We start from the raw sequence: 17,678 nt of genomic DNA on the forward strand, positions 1-17,678 counted from the left end.
CCGCCGACAAATCGAAGATCATGCTTGCCAAACAGGGGGCATCCACACACGCCCCATCCGCGCCAACAGCGCAGACCTGAAAGCTGCCCTTCGCCAGGTCGATCGCCAGCATGCTGATCTTCGTCGTCATCGATGCGCCCTCCGCTCGGTCCATGGAACCGTCATGGCATACGAGATGCCGCTGGGTGGGGGCATCCACCGCATCAGTTCAGACCGCGGCGCCCTGCCGGATCGCCACGCCGTATTCGAGGCAGAACGCCCGCGCCTGGTTGATGGCGCGCGTCCGGCTGGATACGAGTTGGTCGCGGATGCGGTGAAGCGCCTGCAGGTCGACCTGCTCGGTGGTGCGCACCTCGGTGAAGCGCATGGTCGGTCGCGTCACGGCCTCGGCGATGGCCTCGGCGTCGAGCGTGTCGTTCTTCTGTGACTTCACATAGGGTTTCACGAACTGGGCGGGGATGATGCGCACCCTGTGCCCCATCGCCTGCAGCTTGCGCGCCAGCCATTGCGACCCGGGGCACGCTTCCATGCCGACAAGCGCGCGCCCGGCACGCTCGAAGAAGGCGAGCAGCGTGTCGCGCCGAAATTTCACGCGCTGCACGACGGCGCCAGAAGCGTCGACGCCGACGACGTGGAAGAGGGTCTTGCCGAGATCGACGCCATAGACGGCGGCGTCGCGCGGAGCGTTGCGGTTCATGGTCGGGTCCTCCTTCCTTTTCAGAGGCCTCACAGGGTGAGGCAGGAGGGCGGGGCAGGTCATCCCATTAATGGTGACGCCCGCCGCGAAGCGGGACGCGGTCGCCCATGCCGTCGAGACCCACGGCATGAGCGAGCGGCGGGCGTGCGCCATCCTCGGGGCGGATCGCAGCTCGGTCCGCTACCGCTCCATCCGGCCCGACGATGCAGCGCTGCGGGCGCGGCTGCGGGAGCTCGCGGACCAGCGCCGCCGGTTCGGCTACCGGCGGCTGCATGCGCTGCTGCGGCTCAAGGGCCATGCCCTGAACCGGAAGAAGACCCAGCAGCTTCACCGCGAGGAGGGGCTGGCGGTGCGGCGGGGCAAGTCGCGTCGGCGGATCGCGGTGGCGCGCACGCCGATCCCGAAGCCGGAGGGGCCGAACAGCCGCTGGTCGGTGGATTTCGTCCACGACCAGCTCGCCATGGGGCGGCGCTTCCGGGTGCTGAACATCATCGACGACGTGACCAAGGAATGCCTCGCCGCTGTCGCCGACACCTCGCTGTCGGGCAAGCGCGTGGTCCGCGAGCTCGAGGCGCTGATCGCCAGGCGCGGAAAGCCCGGCGTCATCGTCAGCGACAACGGCACCGAGTTCACGTCGAGCGCGGTGCTGAAGTTCACCCAGGAGCACAAGGTGGACTGGCGCTACATCGCCCCGGGCAAGCCGACCCAGAACGCGTTCGCCGAGAGCTTCCAGGGAAGGATGCGCGACGAGTGCCTCAACGAGCACCTGTTCTTCTCGATGAACCACGCCCGCGCCGTGATCGGCGGCTGGGTCCACGACTACAACACCGCCCGCCCGCACTCGTCGCTGGGCTACCTCACCCCTGCAGCCTTCGCGGCAACGTTGCGTCCGCAACGGGCATCGACGCTGCGCCACCTGAAAAGCTCCGCGCCGATGCCCGTTGCTCACGGCGCCGGCGCGCGCAATTCTCAACACGCGATTCCAATGGCCGTTGGATGAGAAACAAGGGGTCAGGTCAGGGTCGTTGGAATGGGGGCTCTCCGGGTGTACTAGAAGCTTCGATGACGAAGCGGGAGCAGATGCCTTGAAGACCCTGGACCAGTCGCCCATCCTCAACGCCGCGCCGGGTGCTCGTCTCGAGGGCGCAGTTCTCGCAATTCGATCTGGCAGAGAGCTGCCGACCGGCGTCCGACCTCTGCGAACCTTGTCCGCACTGCGCGGTTGGCTGCCCTTCCTCGCCGTCGTACTGGCGCCAACGGCGCTCGCCGCGATCTATTTCGGACTGATCGCCGCCGACCGCTACGTGGCGGAGGCGCAGTTCGTGGTGCGGAGCGCCGAGCGTTCGGTCCCGACAGGCGTCGGCGCCCTGCTGCAGTCCGCAGGCCTTGGTCCCGCTACCGACGACGCCTTCCTCGTGCGGGCCTACATGCAATCGCGCGACGCGATGCTCGAACTGGACCGACGCGTCGATTTCAGGGGCCTTATGGGGCGCGAGGAGGCGGATTTCCTCGCGCGCTGGCCGAATGTCGTCGATGGCGAAACGACCGAGGGTTTGTACGACTATTTCCAGCGCCGAGTGACCGTCGTGCACGATCTCGCCACCGGCATCTCCACTTTGACGGTGCACGCCTTCTCAGGCGACGACGCACGCTTCATCGCCTCAACCCTGTTGCTGCAAGGCGAGGATTTCGTCAACCGAATGAACGAGCGCGCGATGACCGACACGGTCGACTTCGCGCGCCGCGAGGTCGAACTCGCCGAGGCGCGGGTGCGGGAGAACCAGGAGGCCTTCACCGCCTTTCGCACCCAGGCGGGGCTCGTCAGCCCCGTCGCCGACAGCGACAGCCAAATGGAGCTGGTCGCGCGCCTGTCCGCGGAGCGTGCGAGCCTCGAGGCCGAGGCGCGGCGCATCGAGACGAGCGCGCGCAACAGCCCGCAGCTGCCCGCCCTGCGCAGCCGCATCTCGGCCGTCAACGACCAGATCGCCGAGGAGCGCAGCCGGCTCGTGGGCGGGTCGGGCGCGCTGTCGGAGCGTTACGGTCAGTTCGAGACGCTTCTGCTCGAGCAGGAGTTCGCCGCTGACGCGCTGCTCGCCGCGAGAGCCGGCCTCGAACAGGCGAGAGCCGAGGCGCAGCGCAAGCAGCGCTACCTCGCGGTCGTCGTTCATCCAGGAGCGCCCGACGAAGCGCGCGAGCCACGCCGCCTCGTCATGACGCTGAGCGTCGCGGCGAGCTGCTTCCTGCTCTACGCCATTGGATGGCTGCTCTGGGTCAATGCGCGCGAGCACGCCGGATGAGACCGGGCGCGCCGCGCAGAGAGAGCTTCGCCGCCGCCCAACTGCGGCTGCTTGCGGCGCTGATCGTGCGCGAGACTTACACGCGTTTCGGGCGCGACAACATCGGCTTCGCTTGGATCGTGATGGAGCCTGTGCTTTTCTGTCTCGCCGTCATCGCGCTCTGGAGCTCGGCGATGTCAAAGGGCGGCGCCCATGACATACCGATCGTCGCCTTCCTGCTTACCGGCTATATGCCTCTGCAGATGTACCGACATGGCGTGATGCATCTGATGCGCTGCATGCATGTCAACGCCGAGCTTCTGTATCATCGTCAGATCACCGTCCTGCTGATGTATGCGGCCCGGCTCGTCACCGAGCTGATCGGCACGCTGGGGGCCTTCGTCATCACGGTGACGCTGTTCGTCCTGTGGGGGCTTGCGAAACCGCCAGTCGACATCCCCATGATTGTGGCGGGTTTCCTCGTCTACATGCTGTTCGTGATCGGCTTCTCGATACTGATCGGCGCGCTCAGCGAACGCTTCGAGCTGGTCGAGAAGCTGTGGCCGCCTCTCGGCTACATCACCGTCCCCCTCTCCGGCACCTTCTACATGCTCTACTGGCTACCGCCCGAGGCCCGCGACATTCTGGTGTGGTTTCCGCTGGTCAGCGGGGTCGAGATGATCCGCGGGGGCTATTTCGGCCCGGATGTGCCGGTGTTCTACGAATGGGAGGCGGCGGTGGTCACCAGCCTCGTGTTGCTCGCGGTGGGACTGTTCCTCCTGCGCAGCGCGCGGCGGTATGTGGAGGCGTCATGATCCGCGTCCTCGACGTGGTGAAGGAATACCATGTCAAGGGCGGATCCCGCCGTGTTCTCGACGGGATAACCTTCGACGTCTCGCCGGGCGAGAGGCTCGGCGTGCTGGGGCGCAACGGCGCGGGCAAGTCGACGCTGGTGCGGTTGCTTGGCGGCGTCGAGAGTCCGACATCCGGCGTGATCGAGCGCGGCATGAGCCTGTCCTGGCCGCTCGCGCTGCACGGCGGCTTTCATGGCAGCCTGTCCGGCGTGGACAACGTCAAGTTCGTCGCCCGCATCTACGACCGCCCCGTCGCGGACGTGCTCACCTATGTCGAGGAGTTCTCGGAACTCGGACGCTATCTGCGCGAGCCGGTGAAGACCTACTCCTCGGGCATGCGCGCCCGGCTCGCCTTCGGCCTGTCCTTGGCCATCGATTTCGACTGCTACCTGATCGACGAGGTCATCTTCGTCGGCGACCCGAGCTTCCACGCCAAATGCCGGCGGGAGCTGTTCGAGCGTCGCGCCGATCGGGCGATGCTGCTCGTCACCCATGACGCCAACATCCTGCGCTCCTACTGCACCGGAGCGCTGGTGCTCCATCGCGGCCGCTCGAAGCTGTTCCTGGACATCGACGTGGCGCTCGAGGTCTATGCGGCCCTGTGAGAGGTCGCCGCAGCATAGGCGTCGAGGAAGCGCGACGCGACGCGCTCGGGGGCGAAGGCCGCGGCCCGGACCCGCCCTCGCGCGGACAGCTCGGACCGCAGCGAGGGCCAGTCCGGTCCGCTCAGCCGCCGGATGACGTCGCGCATGGCGCCGACGTCGTAGGGGTCCACGAGGATCGCCGCATCGCCGGCGATCTCGGCTGTCGAACCGATCGCCGCAGTGACCACGGGCGTCCCGCAAAGAAAGCCCTCGATCACAGGCAGCCCGAAGCCCTCGTAGACCGAGGCGAACAGCAGCGCCCGCGCCCCCTGCATCAGGGTCACGAGTTGCCGCAGCGTGACATAGTCGAGATGCACGATGCGCGGCGAGCGCTCGATGAGGCGCATCTCGGCGTCGCAAAGCCAGCCGCGCCGGCCCGCCACCACCAGGGGCTCGGACACGTCGGCCGCGAGATAGGCCTCGATCATGCGCGCGAGATTCTTCTTCGGCTCGATGGCGCCGACGAACAGGTAATAGCCGCCGGATTCGAAGAGCCGCCGCGCGCGCCCGTCCGGGCCGCGAGTCTCGGCGATCCCGCGCAACTCGGCGGCCACGTCGGCCGGGTCCCGCGCCAGAAGCTCGACCGGCAGCGACACGGGAACGGAGGCGTCGATCACCCGCTCCTCGGGAATGTTGAGCAGCGCCAGAATATCGGCGCGGCTGGTCTCGCTGTCGGTGACGATCGCGGCGGCGTTGCGTGCGATCTCCGCGAGCAACCGGCGATGGACGCGCTTCACGTCGAGCGTGGCGTAGGGGAGCTTCAGCGGCACGATGTCGTGCACCGTGTAGAGGTTCGGTCGGTTCGCGGCCCGGACCGGCATCGGAAACGTCCAGTGGACCACGTCGAAGCGTTCGGGAACGCGCACCTCGAGAAAGCCGAGGCCCATGCGGAAGCGGTTGACGGCGAGCCGGAACAGGCCGGGATGGTTCAGATACTCCGCGCCCTCCGGGAAGCGGCGGTCGCCGCGGGGGCGCAGCACATGGCCGGTGGCGGGGATCTCGACGGGCGTGACGGGACGCAACGCCTGGGCGAAGGCGCTCCAGCGCCGCAGGCGGGAGTTGCGCGCCGGCGCGCCCGCGTCGAAGAAGGCGGCCTCCCGCAGGACGGGGTCGGCGTGAGCCGGCGCTTCGCGTCCGTAGAGCACTCCGACGCCGTGATCCTCCGCCCGCAGGCAGGCGATGAGCGCGCGGGCGTAGGTGGCGACGCCGGTGCCCTGCTCCAGACCCAGATTCATTCCGTCCAGCAGGATGTTCATGCCCGTGGCGTCTCCCGTTCCTCGCCCATTCGCCGCCTCTGGCAGTCCCCGCGCTCGGATGCAAGGCCGCCGCGGCGGGTTGCCCCTGCGGCGGGGCGCGGCTAAGCGGATCGAGTGACGGCGAAGGATGCGGGGGGCGTTTGTGATCCATCTGGTGGTCGGGATGCCGGGGCCGTTCACGGACTGGTGCGCGGCGATCGCGCTCGGCGCGCTCGCGCGCCGGGTCCAGAGGGTCGCGCTCGAACCTGTCGGCCGCCTCCAGGATCTCGCGCGCGCCGCCCTGCGCGGCGACGCCGAAGCGATGGTCTGCTTCGGCGCCGACATCGACGACGCCCTCGCGCATGAGTTGCAGGTCGCGCGGCGGCCGATCCTGATCGCCGCCGCCGACCCCGGCGCGGTGACGACGCTGCTGATCGAGGGCGGCCACGCCCATCCCGCCGAGGCGTTCCGCATCGCGTTGCGCGCTTCCATCGGCCTCATGCGGCTTCGCAACGCCGATCATGTCCTGCGCCTGGAGCCCGCTGCCTGCGCCGCCGATCCCGCCGGCGCCGCGATGGCCCTTGCGGACCATCTCGGCTTGCCGGTCGGTCGCGATGAGGCGGAGGCGCTGGTCGGTGCGCATGCGGCGCTGCTCGCCCCGCTCGCAGCGCTCGCGACGGATCGCACCTCGGTCGCGGCGCAGCTTGCGGCGCGGGTGGGGGATGCGGACATGGCGGAGGCAATGGCGGCGACGCTCGCCGTTTATGGCGCCATGGAGCGCGCCGGCGCGCCGGCCAGGATCAATGTCGACCCCGTGTTGCTCCTGACCGGAGAGCCGCCGCATGCGCCGCTGCGCGGGCCGGTCGACGTCACGGGCCGGCCCTGCCACGTCTTTTTCGGCGGCTATATCCCTCTGCTTCCCGGCGACTGGGAGGTCGAGGCGATCGTGGCTCTATCGCCGAGCGCCGCGGAAGGGTCCTTCAGCTTCGAGGTCGCCTCCACCGGACCGGGTGAACCCGAACCGCTGGCCCAGACCCCGCTGACGCCGCGGATGGCGGGACAGCAGCGCCTCGTCTGCGCCTTCCGCGTTGGGTCTGCCCAGGGCCTCGTGCAGGTGCGGCTGTTCAGCGCCCGAGCGATGTTCGACGGCTTGGTCGAGCTTCGCAGTCTGCGCTTCGACCCGCTGAAGGGCGGGGCCGGGGACCGCGCGGTCCCATAGCCCTCAGTCGCCGCGAGTCGCCACGATCCCGACGGAGGTGGTCACATAATCCATTAGGCGAATCTTGAGATGCGGATCGCCACTATAGGGCGGCATGTCGACATGCAGGTCGACGGGCGTCGGCCCTGGCGCGAAAATCAGCGGCTCGACCCGGCAGCCGATCGCCCGCAGCTCCTCGGCCAACGCCTCAAGGTCGCGGCGGCGATAGAGCACGGTGTGGCCCTCGGCGATGGTCTCGGTGTTTGAGGACAGATTGAGCTCGGTGGTGTGCGCCGCCACGCCGCCCGGCCTCAGCGTCTCCATGCTGGCCAGCACGAAGTCCATGCCGTGGCGCAGGTCGCCAAGATGCTCAAGGGAACAGGCCGACCAGCAGAAATCGAAACTGCGCAGGCGAGAAGGAATCGCGTTCATGTCGCAGACTTCGTGCGTCACGAGACGCCGGAAGGTCTCGGGATCGATGATTTCCGGACGCGCCAGGTCGTCGAGGCTCCGGCTGTGCTCCCGGGTGCCGGTCCAGACCTCTCCGACCTCCGGCGGCGCGTCGGTGGCGACGACGGCGCAGCCGCGGGCCGCGAACAGGGCCGGCAACGGTTCGGTTCCCGCGCCGAAGCAAAGACCCCGCGCTCCGGGACGCAGCGCGCCCGCGCGCTCGATACGATGTGCGATGAACGCCCACTCCCAGAGCTTTCGATGGATCATGAAGGGGTGGTTCAGGCGCCCGAGGAACTCGGCGAATGCGGGATGGAAGAAATCTTCGGCCACGGGGAAACAGCGCTCCAGGTAGGGGCCGCGTCCCGTTCCCATGAAGACCTCGCCGGGCCAAGCCCGGTCCGTCGCCTCGCCCATCGCGCCCGCCTCCCGGTTCCGACGTCCGACCTTTAATCGAGGCGGCGCGCGGCGCCAATCGCGCCGCCGACGGCGGAACGGCGCCGCTCCCGCGCTTGTATCAGTCAGTCGGCTCCGCTAGGCAGATCGCCTGTAAGTTCACAGGCTTGGAGCCGTCGCCATGACCCCTGAGTCCGACCGGATCGCCCTGCGGCGCGCCACCGTCGCGAGCTATGGCGCCTGGTTCCACAGCATCGATCTCGGCGACGGCGTCATCACTCCCGGCGCCGGACCCTATGCGGTCCTCAAGGGAGCCGCCGACGTCTATTTCGCGGATCTCTCTCCCTGCGCCTCTGTGCTCGATGTCGGGGCCTGGGACGGCTTCTTCTCGATCGAGGCCAAGCGCCGGGGCGCGGGCCGCGTGGTCGCCGCCGACTGGTATGTCTGGTGGGGGCAGGGCGCGGGTCCCACCGCCAGCGACCGCGGCTTCGACATCGCCGTGCGCGAGGCCGGGCTCGCAACCGAGATCGAGAAGCGGGTGATCCGGCTTGAGGATCTCGACGTCCACAGCGTTGGGACTTTCGACGTCGTTCTCTTCAACGGCATCTGGTACCACATCCGCAATCCGCTATCGGCGCTTGAGGCGATGGCGCGCATCGCGCGTTCGACGCTGACCATCGAGACGGTCGTCGACCTGGAGGATCTCGGTCGGCCCGCCATGGTCTTCTATCCGGGCGACGTTCAGCCCGCCGGACGGCCGCAGAACGGCTGGGGACCGAATCGCCGGCTGATGGAGGCGCTGCTCCGCGACCACGGCTTCGACAGCGTCACCGCGGTTCCCTCGCCTGGCCATGAGGGCGACCGGGCCATTTTCGTCGCGCGGCGCACGCAGGGCTGAGCCCCGCGCCTGTCAACCTTGGCGCGGGGTGGCGGAGGCCGCCGCCACCCGGGGACGCCAGTCGTCGAGCGCGTCGGCCACAGCCTACTCCCAAGGGATCGCGGGCGCCCAGTCCGGCGGGCGGAGCGGTCCGACGTCGCCGTGAAACCACAGGACGCGCGTCGCAGCGCCCGGCATACTGGACGCAGGTGCTGCGCTGCGTCATGACGTGATGATCTCGTTTGGGAGTACGATGAATGGGACGGGTCGGATTCGGCTACCGGACGGTCCTCTCGACGCTTCTGAAGCCGCGCAAGCCTTGGCTCGTATCTGAGGCGGACGCGGCCCGTGACCGCCGCGAGTGGGAGCGCGCGGCGGTGCTTTACGAAATGTATCTCGCGCGCCACCCTCTCAAGTGGCGCGCCCGGGTCCAGCTTGGTCACGTGCTGAAGGAGAGCGGGCGGCTCGAGGCCGCCGAGGCCGCCTACCGTCGCGCGCTAGAGTCCGCGCCTGTGGATGGCGACCTCAACTTCCATCTTGGCCATCTGCTGCAGCAGATGGGCCGGCTGGAAGAGGCGCAAGATCATATCGAGCGGGCCCTGCACGGACGGACTGGCGCGGCGCAGCGCGGCAGGGGCGGCATCGGGCCCGTGGAGAGCGACGATCTCTGCCGCGCCATGGTCGAAGCCCTGCCGCGCGCGACGCCTGTCGAAGGTACGTTCTACGACGTCACCGACATTGTGATCTACTTCCAGAACCACGTCCGCGTGACCGGCATCCAGCGTGTGGTCGTGGAGTTCTTCAAGAAGTTTAAGGCCGTCCGTAGCGATGCCCGCTTCCTGTCGCTGCATCCCTACGACTTGCCGCTCATGCTCGATCCCGAGCGGCTCGACCGCATCTGCGCCGCCCTCGACGATCCGGATGTGACGCTGCCCGGCCTGACCGCCATGGTCCGCGAGATGATCAAGGTGACGCAGCCCGTCGCCATCGCCCCGGGGAGCGTCGTGGTGATCCTCGGCGCCTTCTGGATCTTTCCGCAAGCGCTCCCGATCTTCTTTCGCCTTCGCCAGAGCGGCGTGAAGATCGGAGTCTATATCTACGATCTGATTCCGTATTCCCATCCCGAGTTCTGCGTAAGCACGAACATCACCGACTTCGTATATAATTTTGTCTATCTCGTCTACAGTTCCGATTTCATCCTGACGATCTCGGAGCGCACGCGCCTCGACGTCACGGGCTTCCTGGCGGAGATTGGCGTTGAGAAACCCGTCGAGGTGGTGCCGCTCGCCCATGAGTTGAAGCTGTCCGTCGACCCCATAGACGAGCCGGCCTGGCTTGAGCGCGCGGGTCTCACGGAGGATTTCGTCCTCTGCGTGGGCTCGATAGAGGTGCGCAAGAACCATATGCTGCTTTTCCATCTCTGGCGGCGGCTGCACCGGCTCCACGGCGACGCCCTGCCGAAGCTCGTCTTCGCGGGCCGGCAGGGATGGCTGGTCGAAAACCTGCTGACGCAGCTTGAGGCGACGCGCTATGTCGGCGGCAGGATCGTCATCCTGCGCGAGACCTCCAACGCCGAGCTCAGCGCGCTCTACAAGGCGTGCCTGTTCACCGTCTATCCCAGTTTCGTGGAAGGGTGGGGCCTGCCGGTGGGCGAGAGCCTCGTCTTCGGCAAGCCCTGCGCCGCCTCGGGCGCGAGCTCGATCCCCGAGGTAGGGGGCGATCTGGTCGAGTATTTCGACCCGCACTGCCTGCCCGAGGCCGAGACGGTGATCACGCGGCTGCTCTTCGACCCCGAGCACCGGGCGCGCCAGACCGCGCGCATCGCGCGCGAGTTCCGACCCCGCGCCTGGGCCGATTGCGCGGCGGCCTTCGACGCGGCGGTGCGGCGGCTGACGGCGCAGGTGGATTTCCGCGACCCCGCCCGCGCGGCGGCGCGTCTGCAGCCCGAGCGGCTCTACCGTCTGGGCAAGCGCTGGATCGACTACACAGACCCTGCGACGCTCGACGAGCGCCGCGTCGAGCTTGTTCTCGGCGAGGGCTGGCACCCCGTTGAGCAATGGGGGGTCTGGGCGGCGCACCCGCAAGCGGAGGCGATCCTCGGCCTCGACGGCACGACGGACGCAGCGATCGTCTGCTTCGCCGTCTGCAGGCCGCCTAGCAATCCCCGCATGGAGATCATGATCGAACCCTGCGGAGATCCCGCCGCATCCGCGCGGGAAGCAGAAGCGCATCCCACGCCGCAGACGGGTCCGGGCTTCGTGGCGGCGCGCGTCACGCCGGATCCGGGCGGTGTGGTCAGGCTCTTCCTGCGCAGCGTCCTAGTCGGACCGCTGTCGCCTCTGCCGGGGGGCGATCCAAGGTCGCTCCGGGCCGGGCTTCTGGGCGTGGGGTGGTGCGCCGCCGACGACACTGAGGCCTGGGCGCGGCTGCGTGCGCGCATGGAGGTCGCACGCAGTTGACCCCAACGGTTCTCTACGGTTGCACTCATCGCTTGGCGATGGCATCGCGAGGTTGCGGCGGCGTGATGGAGGGGGTCCATGACCCATGACGGCGGAGCGACGACGGCCTCGGGCGGGGCGGTCTGCGAGGACGATGTCGTCGCGCTCTATCACTGCCTGCTCGACCGTGCGCCCGAGAGCCGCTTCGCGATCGAGGCGCATATGACGGCGCCGAGCGTCAGGGCGCTGGTGACCGCACTGGTCGCAGCGCCGGAGTATCAGGCCCTCCACCGGGGCGTGCACCCTTGGGAGATCTTCGCCGCGAGCTGCGACGCGCGGTCGATTATCCTCTCCCACGCGGCCCCCACGCCCGCGTCACGGCCGGGCTGCCTGACGAACTATCTTGGCGTCACGACCGATGTGCGCTTCGTGGCGAGCCTCGCCTCCCGCGGCGGGGAGGTCGAGGGGCCGCCGATCCCAGGCAATTTTCACGCCGAGATGGTCGAATGGGCCGCAGTGCTGCGGTCGGTGGACTTGGCGCGCGGACGCTATGCGGTGCTCGAGCTCGGCGCGGGTTGGGGCTGCTGGATGGTGAACGCCGCCGCGGCCGCCCGCGCGCGCGGGCTCGCCACCTTCGCCGTCGGCGTCGAGGGCGACCCCGATCATGTCGCCTTCATGCGCGCGCACTGCGCGGGCAACGGCTTCGGCGAGGATGTGGCCCAGATCGTCGCGGCCGTGGCGGGTCCGGCCGCGGGTGTCGCACTGTTCCCGATGTTTCAGACCGGCGCCGAGCATTACGGGCAGGAGCCCCGGTTCTTTCCGGACGCCGCTGCGGCCGAGGCGGCGCTGGCGACCGGGGCCTTCCGTCAGACGCCGGTGGTTACGCTGTCGGCGCTTCTGGGCGAGCACGGGCCAGTCGATCTCGTGCACATCGACATCCAGGGCGGCGAGACCGACCTCGTGGCCGGCTCGCTCGACGCCCTCGGTCGGCTCTGCCGCTATCTGGTGATCGGCACCCACAGCCGCACGATCGACGGCGATCTGCTGCGCCTGCTTGGCGGTGCCGGCTGGACGCTCGAGTTCGAGAAGCCTGCCACCATCGCGATCGATCCGGCAGGCGGCACCGCCACCCTGCTGGACGGCACACAGGGCTGGCGGAACTCGAGATTGTGAGGGGGCAGATTTCCAACCTCGAGCGCGTTCGTCTGCGGCGCCGCCGCAAGCTGTCTTCCGCCGAAGAACGATGGAGGATCGTATGAATTTTCCCGAAGATGTGGACTCGACCAGAGTTCCGGACGCCGCCGGTTCGGCGCCCGCCTCTGTCGGTCTCGAAGACGTCGCCTGGTCCGGCGACGCTCAGACGGCGGATTGCGCCGCGCCAGCAGAATACGGAGTCACGTGGCGTGACGCGGCACGCGCGAGGGCGCTGTCGGTGATCCGCGATACGAATCTGCACTATGTGCTTTACGGCCATGCGCAGGGGCGCGGCTATCTTGGTCGGCTGGCCGTCAGGCCGCGCCGGGTTGTTTTGATCTCACCGAGCCACGGAAAGCAGTGTGGCATCGGCGAGTACGGTCGGTATCTCGCGGAGCAGTTCGCCGCGATGGGACTGGAGGTGACTGTCCACCGGACCTCGGCGGCGGCTCTAGCCCTGCCGACCGATGCGCTGGACGGCGCGCTCGTCCTAGTGAACCACGGACCCGGCCTGTTCGACGGGCTGAACGCGCGCCTGTCGCAGGGTGAATCGACTGGCGTACTGATCCATAATCTTCAGCATCTGGTCCGCGACCGCCGCGCCATAGTCGTGGTGCTGCATCATTCGCTGCTGGACGCTGACCACGAGCTGCTGTTCAGCCGGCAGGCGCAAATCCTAGCCGCGCCGATCACCCAGGTGAGCTTCGTATCCTCGGGCGCGCGGCACTTCTTCATGGCGGCGCTGGAACTCGGCATATCTCCGGTGCCCGCGCCGGACCATGTGTATGACGTTGATCGCAACGGACGACCAGAGAAAGTCGGTTTCTTTGGTTTCTTCCAGTATGGTGGAAAGGACTTTGAAGCTCTGATACATTTGGCGCGGGAGCTTCGCGCAGTTTTGATCGGAAGCGTTGCCACAATAGGCCAATTCGATGTCGATAAGCTCGACGAAACTTTAAAAAATAGTGGGATTGAACATAATATTAGTAGTGGCTGGCTTCCTGATGTTGATTTAATGGACAGCCTTATTGAATCAGATTATTTTTATATTCCACAGAAGGATTACGATCACTGGAATAACTCGGCCACCGCAAGGTTTGTATGCCAGTTAGACAGGCCTCTATTTCTGCCGCCACACCAGCCGTTTCTTGACATGACTGATGCGGCAATTTTTGCTACAAAGGAGGATTTGCCGCGGATCGTGGCGGCGATCCGAGAGCCGAGCCGCTATCGCGAGGCGGTCGAACGTGTCCGGGGATTCCGGCAGCGAGCCGAGATGATCGAGACGGCGCGCGCGCTGCTCGAGGAGCTGCCAGACGCCCTCGCGCGGATGGGCGAGGAACTGCTGATCGGCGCGGCCGAGTGTTCCTACGAGCGCTTCCTTGAGCTGGGACCATCGGAGCGGGTCGACTTCCTGCGCGCCATGGACGCGCCATACGAGGCGGCTTTGCCGGATCGCGTTCCCTCACTTTGGCGCACGCCCATCGGCCTCCAGTTCTGGCGTAAGCACTACGAGCTGGGCGACCTCGTCGAGGATACAGTCCTCGAATCGATCCATTCGGTGTTCGTGGCCATATGCAAGCGTCCGCCATTTCTTTCGGAGCTCCTTAGCGTGTCAGCACTCGGCGACGGCGCCGCGCAAGTGTCGAGCGCCATCGACGCGGCGCTCGCGGTGCGCGGGCGGCTGTTCCATGAGCCCGAGATCGTCTTTCTTGAACGGGGGCGGATCGTGAGCACACCGGATTTCATCCGGCCGGAACGGATCGCAGCCTTTGCAGCCGACAAGGCGCGACGTCGCGCTGAAATCTCCCGCTGGGGTGCCGAGACTGAGATCGATGACGCCAGACAGCGCCCGATGATCAGCAACCTCGTAGAATTGCTTTTATTGCCCCCCGACGAGATCCTTCGGCGGCGCGCGCCGATCGATCTCGGCGCGCTGGATTTCGAAGCGATCCAGGTGCCGCGGCGGCTGATTGATCGACTGACCCGGTTGCAGACGGCAGCTGCGGCCGCGAACATCGTCCTGAGCGACGCGCTTGTCTTCGATCAGCCGATCCCTGGTCCGCTGGACCCTCGCGCGCGCTTCTATGAGGCGCAGGATTTCTTACCCCTCAATGGAGACATGTTCCTACTTCACGCAAGTCGCGCCCTGCGCAAGCGCGAGCCGACGGCCGTCGAGATGGTGATGATGCGGTCCCGGCTTTCGAGCGGCGGCAAGCGGAGCGTGCTGCGCGACCTAGCCGAGAGGGCCGGCGGGCGTGTTATGCTCAGCGGCCTCGACGCCCATCCGGACGCTCTTGTCGAAGCCGAGTTCGCGGCCTTCATCGCCAGCGCGCGCGATCCGCTGTTCGGATCGATCGACACCCGCAACGGCTACGAAGTCCAAAGGCGCATGAATGAGCGCTGGTGGATCTGGATTAATGCGCAGATGGATGCGCTCTGGCTGGAGATCGGGGGGTCGATCCAAGCGCTGAACCAGGTCATCGTGCAGTTGGATGCGCCTGTGGCCTCTGACGCCGCCTGCAGCGCCCCCGCGCGCGGGCTGCCGATCGCGACGGTTTCCACGGTATCCTTCGATGTCGCGGGACGGGTTCGGATTCGCTGCGGCGAAGATCTGCTAGTCGACCAGACTGGCGGGATACTGCTGAGAAATGCCCTGACGGGATTCTACGACCTCGAACCCAACGGCGTCTGGACCAGGGGCGGCGCAGGTGAACTCCGTCTCCTCCTCGAGGCCGAGGTGCCGGGACAGCTCGTCGTCGAGCCCGAAATCCTCCTGAGCTACCGGGTGTTCGGTTCGAATTTCCTCGGTAGCCGCCGAGTCACTGTCGCGCTGCGGTCTACGGTCGGGCATGAGGGCGTCGCGCCAGTTGTAATTTTCGAGGAACAGGTCGATGCGGACGCAGATTACGTTGCGACCCTGCGCTGTCCCCCGCTTGAGGACGGCGCGCTTCTGAATCTGCAGGTTCTCATCTCGGCGACGACCAGCCCGCATGTGGCCGGGATCTCCGCAGACACGCGCGACCTCGGCGTGTTCCTCCAGCGTGTCGCCATCGTCGATCGCGCGGCTGTGCCTAGTTAAGATGGCCGCCGCCGGATATTCGCGCCGGCGGCGAAGGAGCCACCGACAATCCTGAGCCTAGCCGGAGGCCGTAGCAGTGTCCCGACATTTTCTAATCTGCTTCGGTCTACCAAAAGCGGGCACAACATTTCTACATAGGCAATTGTCAGCACTACCTAATAAATTCAACATGTCTATCGGGTTCAAAGAGATCGATTATTTTCGATCTGGGCGGAATTTCAGGCAATATATTTCCAATTTTGATTCTCATGCAGGCGAGGAGAAGATTTTTTTCGACGCATCCCCATTGTATTTTGACAGTATTGGTGTCGCATTACCAAATTTGGAGGAATGCCTACGTGGCTGTATGATTGACGTCGTGTTGTGTCTGCGAGCCCCCTTCGAGCGTGCGTATTCAGAGTACTTGCATGACGTATCAGCAAATCTGAGAGTTTTTGGACATGGCTCTTATAATTTCTACGAACCTTCAGTATATGCAAAATATTTTATCCCAATGGTGTCCAGAGTGCGTCTTTTGCAAGCTCGACTGGGGCCAGAGCGAGTTCATCACTTCTCGTTTGCGGCGAACAACGCCCAATTTGAGGCGTTTCTTCGTCGCTCTGCGGGCCTTCCAGACGGTTGGTCACTCGACTACGACAGCAATCTCGACGCAGGCTTCACTTCGCCACAGATTTTCTACAATGAGCACGAGGACATGTTAGTTTGCCTCCGTGACGGGCTGTATGAGTTGCCTCGTAGATGGCTGTTGACGGTCAATCGACAGTATTCGAGCTTGCATCCCGACATCGCACCGCGGATCGGCCGCAGCATGCTCACAGCCCAGGCTAGCATCACACGCATCTTCGACCTTTCGTGCATCCCCGACGCGGGTTTCGACCGCGTACGCGCTGACTACGAAGAGGCCTGCGCGCTGCTCGACACGGCTCCGTCCCTCGAAGACCGATACGCCGTGTATGTGTCGAAGGTCAGCGACACGCTGCCCGACAGCGTTGCGTCCCGGCTGAATAGGCTGGCTGGTCCAGCAGACGCGCTAGGCGAGATTTACGACCAACCCCTAAGGTTGAGCGCCGAAGCAATCCTCGCTATGCTTGGCGACCCGGGCTCCGTGGCAAAGCAGGTGGCGACCGTGGATCTGGCTGCAATGGGGGGCGCGGCGGGCTCCCAGGCGTTGCTGGATGGCCTCGCCGCCATGGAGGCGCGCCACGGCCTGCCTCCCCAATGGATGGACCTACTTGTCCACGATCTCGTGCGCAGTCGGCGATTTGACGATCTTGAAGCGCTTCTCGGACGTTACGGCGGGGCAGGCGGCCTCTTCCAGGCGACCGACATCAGGGCGCTGCGCGATCGGGTCGAGCCGCCGCTCACAGCCGAAGAGCTGCGGCGTCTCTCGGCCATCGGGCTCGTCGTGTAGTGTCAATCGGCACTGAACCGGGGGCCTGAACTCAATAGCCGGGCCGCGTGTTCCACTCGGATCGCGGATCCCAATACGCCTCCGAGTCGCATAGCGATCTACTGAAGGAACACGGCTTCGTCGGTTCCATGAGCCGGCGCGGCAACCCATACGACAACCCGCAGGCCGAGAGCCTCATGAAGACGCTGAAGCTGAAGGACGTCTATCTGATGGAGTACGAAACCTTCGAGGATGTCGCCGTCGGCGTGCCCCGCTTCATCGAAGCCTACAACGAAAGACGACTGCACTCAGCCCTGGGGCATCTCAGCCCCACCCAGTTCGAGGACTGCAACGCCTGCGCTCCCGTCAAAACCGCCGCGTGATCGTGTCCACCCGAGGGGGCGCACTCCACCGCGTTGGGCGGAGGCCGTTTTCAGTCACCGGGTCGCGTCCGCTCCCAACCAGCGAGGAGGCCTTGAGGATCATGACCGCCCGGCTCGTTCTCGATCCGCTGCTGCTCGCCACGCCGCGCGTGCTGGTCGACCTCACGCGTCTGATCAGGCGGCGCGCGCAGCCCTTCGCGACTGGCGTCGACCGGATCGACGTCGCCATCGCCCAGGAGCTGCGCGTGCGTTTCCGCGAGGCCTGCGGTTTCGTGCACGCCGCGGCCTTCGGTCCCGCGCTCCTGCCGCATGCGGTCGGCGCGGCGCTGCTCGACGCGGTCGCGGCGCGCTGGCGCGGCGACGCCCCGGCCGCGCCGTCCTCGGCGCTGCCCGCTCTCGCCCGCGGCGTGATCCGCCGCCTCCCTGCCGCCGAGCGCGCCGAGACGACTTATGTCGTCGCCTCGCATTCGGGGTTGGCGCAGCGGCGGGGCGCTCTCGCCCGGCTCGATCCCGGCGCGCGGATGCGCCGGCTCGCCTATGTGCACGACCTGATCCCGATCGACT

General features: G+C 66.6%; 14 protein-coding genes and 1 pseudogene. 12 read left to right on the forward strand and 3 right to left on the reverse strand.

The annotated features are described in order from the left end of the window. Positions 1-208 precede the first annotated feature (208 nt). Entirely contained in the window at positions 209-697 is a 489-nt protein-coding gene (locus tag V7Q31_RS13470; protein ID WP_333834383.1) for an IS110 family transposase, read from the reverse strand. A gap of 70 nt (positions 698-767) precedes the next feature. On the opposite strand from V7Q31_RS13470, the pseudogene V7Q31_RS13475 reads away from it, so the two are divergent. The 4 genes and pseudogenes from V7Q31_RS13475 to V7Q31_RS13490 form a co-directional block, all read left to right on the forward strand. Continuing rightward, positions 768-1,697 (forward strand): annotated as a pseudogene (locus V7Q31_RS13475) (IS3 family transposase); the annotation flags it as partial. Positions 1,698-1,902: 205 nt separating this feature from the next. After that, positions 1,903-2,994 carry a hypothetical protein gene (locus tag V7Q31_RS13480; RefSeq protein ID WP_333834384.1) on the forward strand — a complete coding sequence of 364 codons (1,092 nt, stop codon included), beginning with the start codon at positions 1,903-1,905 and terminating at the stop codon, positions 2,992-2,994. Continuing rightward, entirely contained in the window at positions 2,991-3,788 is a 798-nt protein-coding gene (locus V7Q31_RS13485; protein WP_333834385.1) for an ABC transporter permease, read from the forward strand. The genes V7Q31_RS13480 and V7Q31_RS13485 overlap by 4 nt, the downstream gene beginning before the upstream one ends. Next, positions 3,785-4,432, forward strand: a complete 648-nt coding sequence (locus V7Q31_RS13490; protein WP_333834386.1) for an ABC transporter ATP-binding protein — start codon at positions 3,785-3,787, stop codon at positions 4,430-4,432. Before V7Q31_RS13485 ends, V7Q31_RS13490 begins: the two co-directional genes overlap by 4 nt. On the opposite strand, the gene V7Q31_RS13495 is transcribed toward V7Q31_RS13490, so the two are convergent. Continuing rightward, the gene (locus V7Q31_RS13495) at positions 4,417-5,727 is read right to left on the reverse strand and encodes a glycosyltransferase family 4 protein (protein ID WP_333834387.1); all 1,311 of its coding nucleotides are present in this window, start codon (positions 5,725-5,727) and stop codon (positions 4,417-4,419) included. The two genes, V7Q31_RS13490 and V7Q31_RS13495, sit on opposite strands and share 16 nt — an antisense overlap. 127 nt (positions 5,728-5,854) lie before the next feature. Between V7Q31_RS13495 and V7Q31_RS13500 the strand changes: the two genes are divergently transcribed. Then, positions 5,855-6,925, forward strand: a complete 1,071-nt coding sequence (locus V7Q31_RS13500; protein WP_333834388.1) for a hypothetical protein — start codon at positions 5,855-5,857, stop codon at positions 6,923-6,925. A gap of 3 nt (positions 6,926-6,928) precedes the next feature. Here the strand turns inward: V7Q31_RS13500 and V7Q31_RS13505 are convergent, their stop codons facing one another. Then, positions 6,929-7,771 carry a class I SAM-dependent methyltransferase gene (locus V7Q31_RS13505; RefSeq protein WP_333834389.1) on the reverse strand — a complete coding sequence of 281 codons (843 nt, stop codon included), beginning with the start codon at positions 7,769-7,771 and terminating at the stop codon, positions 6,929-6,931. 160 nt (positions 7,772-7,931) lie between these two features. On the opposite strand from V7Q31_RS13505, the gene V7Q31_RS13510 reads away from it, so the two are divergent. The 7 genes from V7Q31_RS13510 to V7Q31_RS13540 form a co-directional block, all read left to right on the forward strand. Next, positions 7,932-8,648: a class I SAM-dependent methyltransferase gene (locus V7Q31_RS13510; RefSeq protein WP_333834390.1), complete on the forward strand. Its 717-nt coding sequence runs from the start codon at positions 7,932-7,934 to the stop codon at positions 8,646-8,648. Positions 8,649-8,884: 236 nt separating this feature from the next. Beyond that, a complete protein-coding gene (locus V7Q31_RS13515) occupies positions 8,885-11,086 on the forward strand; it encodes a glycosyltransferase family 1 protein (protein WP_333834391.1) in 2,202 nt (733 codons plus the stop codon). Between the two features lie 78 nt (positions 11,087-11,164). Further along, complete coding sequence (locus V7Q31_RS13520) at positions 11,165-12,238, forward strand: class I SAM-dependent methyltransferase (RefSeq protein ID WP_333834392.1); 1,074 nt, start codon at positions 11,165-11,167, stop codon at positions 12,236-12,238. A gap of 82 nt (positions 12,239-12,320) precedes the next feature. After that, positions 12,321-15,341 (forward strand): hypothetical protein, encoded by a 3,021-nt coding sequence (locus tag V7Q31_RS13525; RefSeq protein ID WP_333834393.1) that lies wholly within the window; start codon positions 12,321-12,323, stop codon positions 15,339-15,341. A gap of 169 nt (positions 15,342-15,510) precedes the next feature. Continuing rightward, positions 15,511-16,752 carry a hypothetical protein gene (locus V7Q31_RS13530; RefSeq protein ID WP_333834394.1) on the forward strand — a complete coding sequence of 414 codons (1,242 nt, stop codon included), beginning with the start codon at positions 15,511-15,513 and terminating at the stop codon, positions 16,750-16,752. A 128-nt stretch (positions 16,753-16,880) separates the two neighbouring features. Further along, the gene (locus V7Q31_RS13535) at positions 16,881-17,114 is read left to right on the forward strand and encodes an integrase core domain-containing protein (protein ID WP_333834395.1); all 234 of its coding nucleotides are present in this window, start codon (positions 16,881-16,883) and stop codon (positions 17,112-17,114) included. A 101-nt stretch (positions 17,115-17,215) separates the two neighbouring features. Beyond that, on the forward strand, positions 17,216-17,678 hold a 463-nt coding region (locus V7Q31_RS13540), incomplete at its 3' end, for a hypothetical protein (protein ID WP_442976563.1).

The organism is Rubrimonas sp. (assembly GCF_036788415.1).
Classification (GTDB): Bacteria; Pseudomonadota; Alphaproteobacteria; order Rhodobacterales; family Rhodobacteraceae; genus Rubrimonas.

Excerpts from the sequence above, each read along its gene's own strand:
- V7Q31_RS13470 (WP_333834383.1), bottom strand. The coding sequence starts at position 697 with ATGAACCGCAACGCTCCGCGCGACGCCGCCGTCTATGGCGTCGATCTC.
- V7Q31_RS13485 (WP_333834385.1), top strand. The coding sequence starts at position 2,991 with ATGAGACCGGGCGCGCCGCGCAGAGAGAGCTTCGCCGCCGCCCAACTG.
- V7Q31_RS13490 (WP_333834386.1), top strand. The coding sequence starts at position 3,785 with ATGATCCGCGTCCTCGACGTGGTGAAGGAATACCATGTCAAGGGCGGA.
- V7Q31_RS13495 (WP_333834387.1), bottom strand. The coding sequence starts at position 5,727 with ATGAACATCCTGCTGGACGGAATGAATCTGGGTCTGGAGCAGGGCACC.
- V7Q31_RS13500 (WP_333834388.1), top strand. The coding sequence starts at position 5,855 with ATGCGGGGGGCGTTTGTGATCCATCTGGTGGTCGGGATGCCGGGGCCG.
- V7Q31_RS13505 (WP_333834389.1), bottom strand. The coding sequence starts at position 7,771 with ATGGGCGAGGCGACGGACCGGGCTTGGCCCGGCGAGGTCTTCATGGGA.
- V7Q31_RS13510 (WP_333834390.1), top strand. The coding sequence starts at position 7,932 with ATGACCCCTGAGTCCGACCGGATCGCCCTGCGGCGCGCCACCGTCGCG.
- V7Q31_RS13515 (WP_333834391.1), top strand. The coding sequence starts at position 8,885 with ATGGGACGGGTCGGATTCGGCTACCGGACGGTCCTCTCGACGCTTCTG.
- V7Q31_RS13520 (WP_333834392.1), top strand. The coding sequence starts at position 11,165 with ATGACCCATGACGGCGGAGCGACGACGGCCTCGGGCGGGGCGGTCTGC.
- V7Q31_RS13525 (WP_333834393.1), top strand. The coding sequence starts at position 12,321 with ATGAATTTTCCCGAAGATGTGGACTCGACCAGAGTTCCGGACGCCGCC.
- V7Q31_RS13530 (WP_333834394.1), top strand. The coding sequence starts at position 15,511 with ATGTCTATCGGGTTCAAAGAGATCGATTATTTTCGATCTGGGCGGAAT.
- V7Q31_RS13535 (WP_333834395.1), top strand. The coding sequence starts at position 16,881 with ATGAGCCGGCGCGGCAACCCATACGACAACCCGCAGGCCGAGAGCCTC.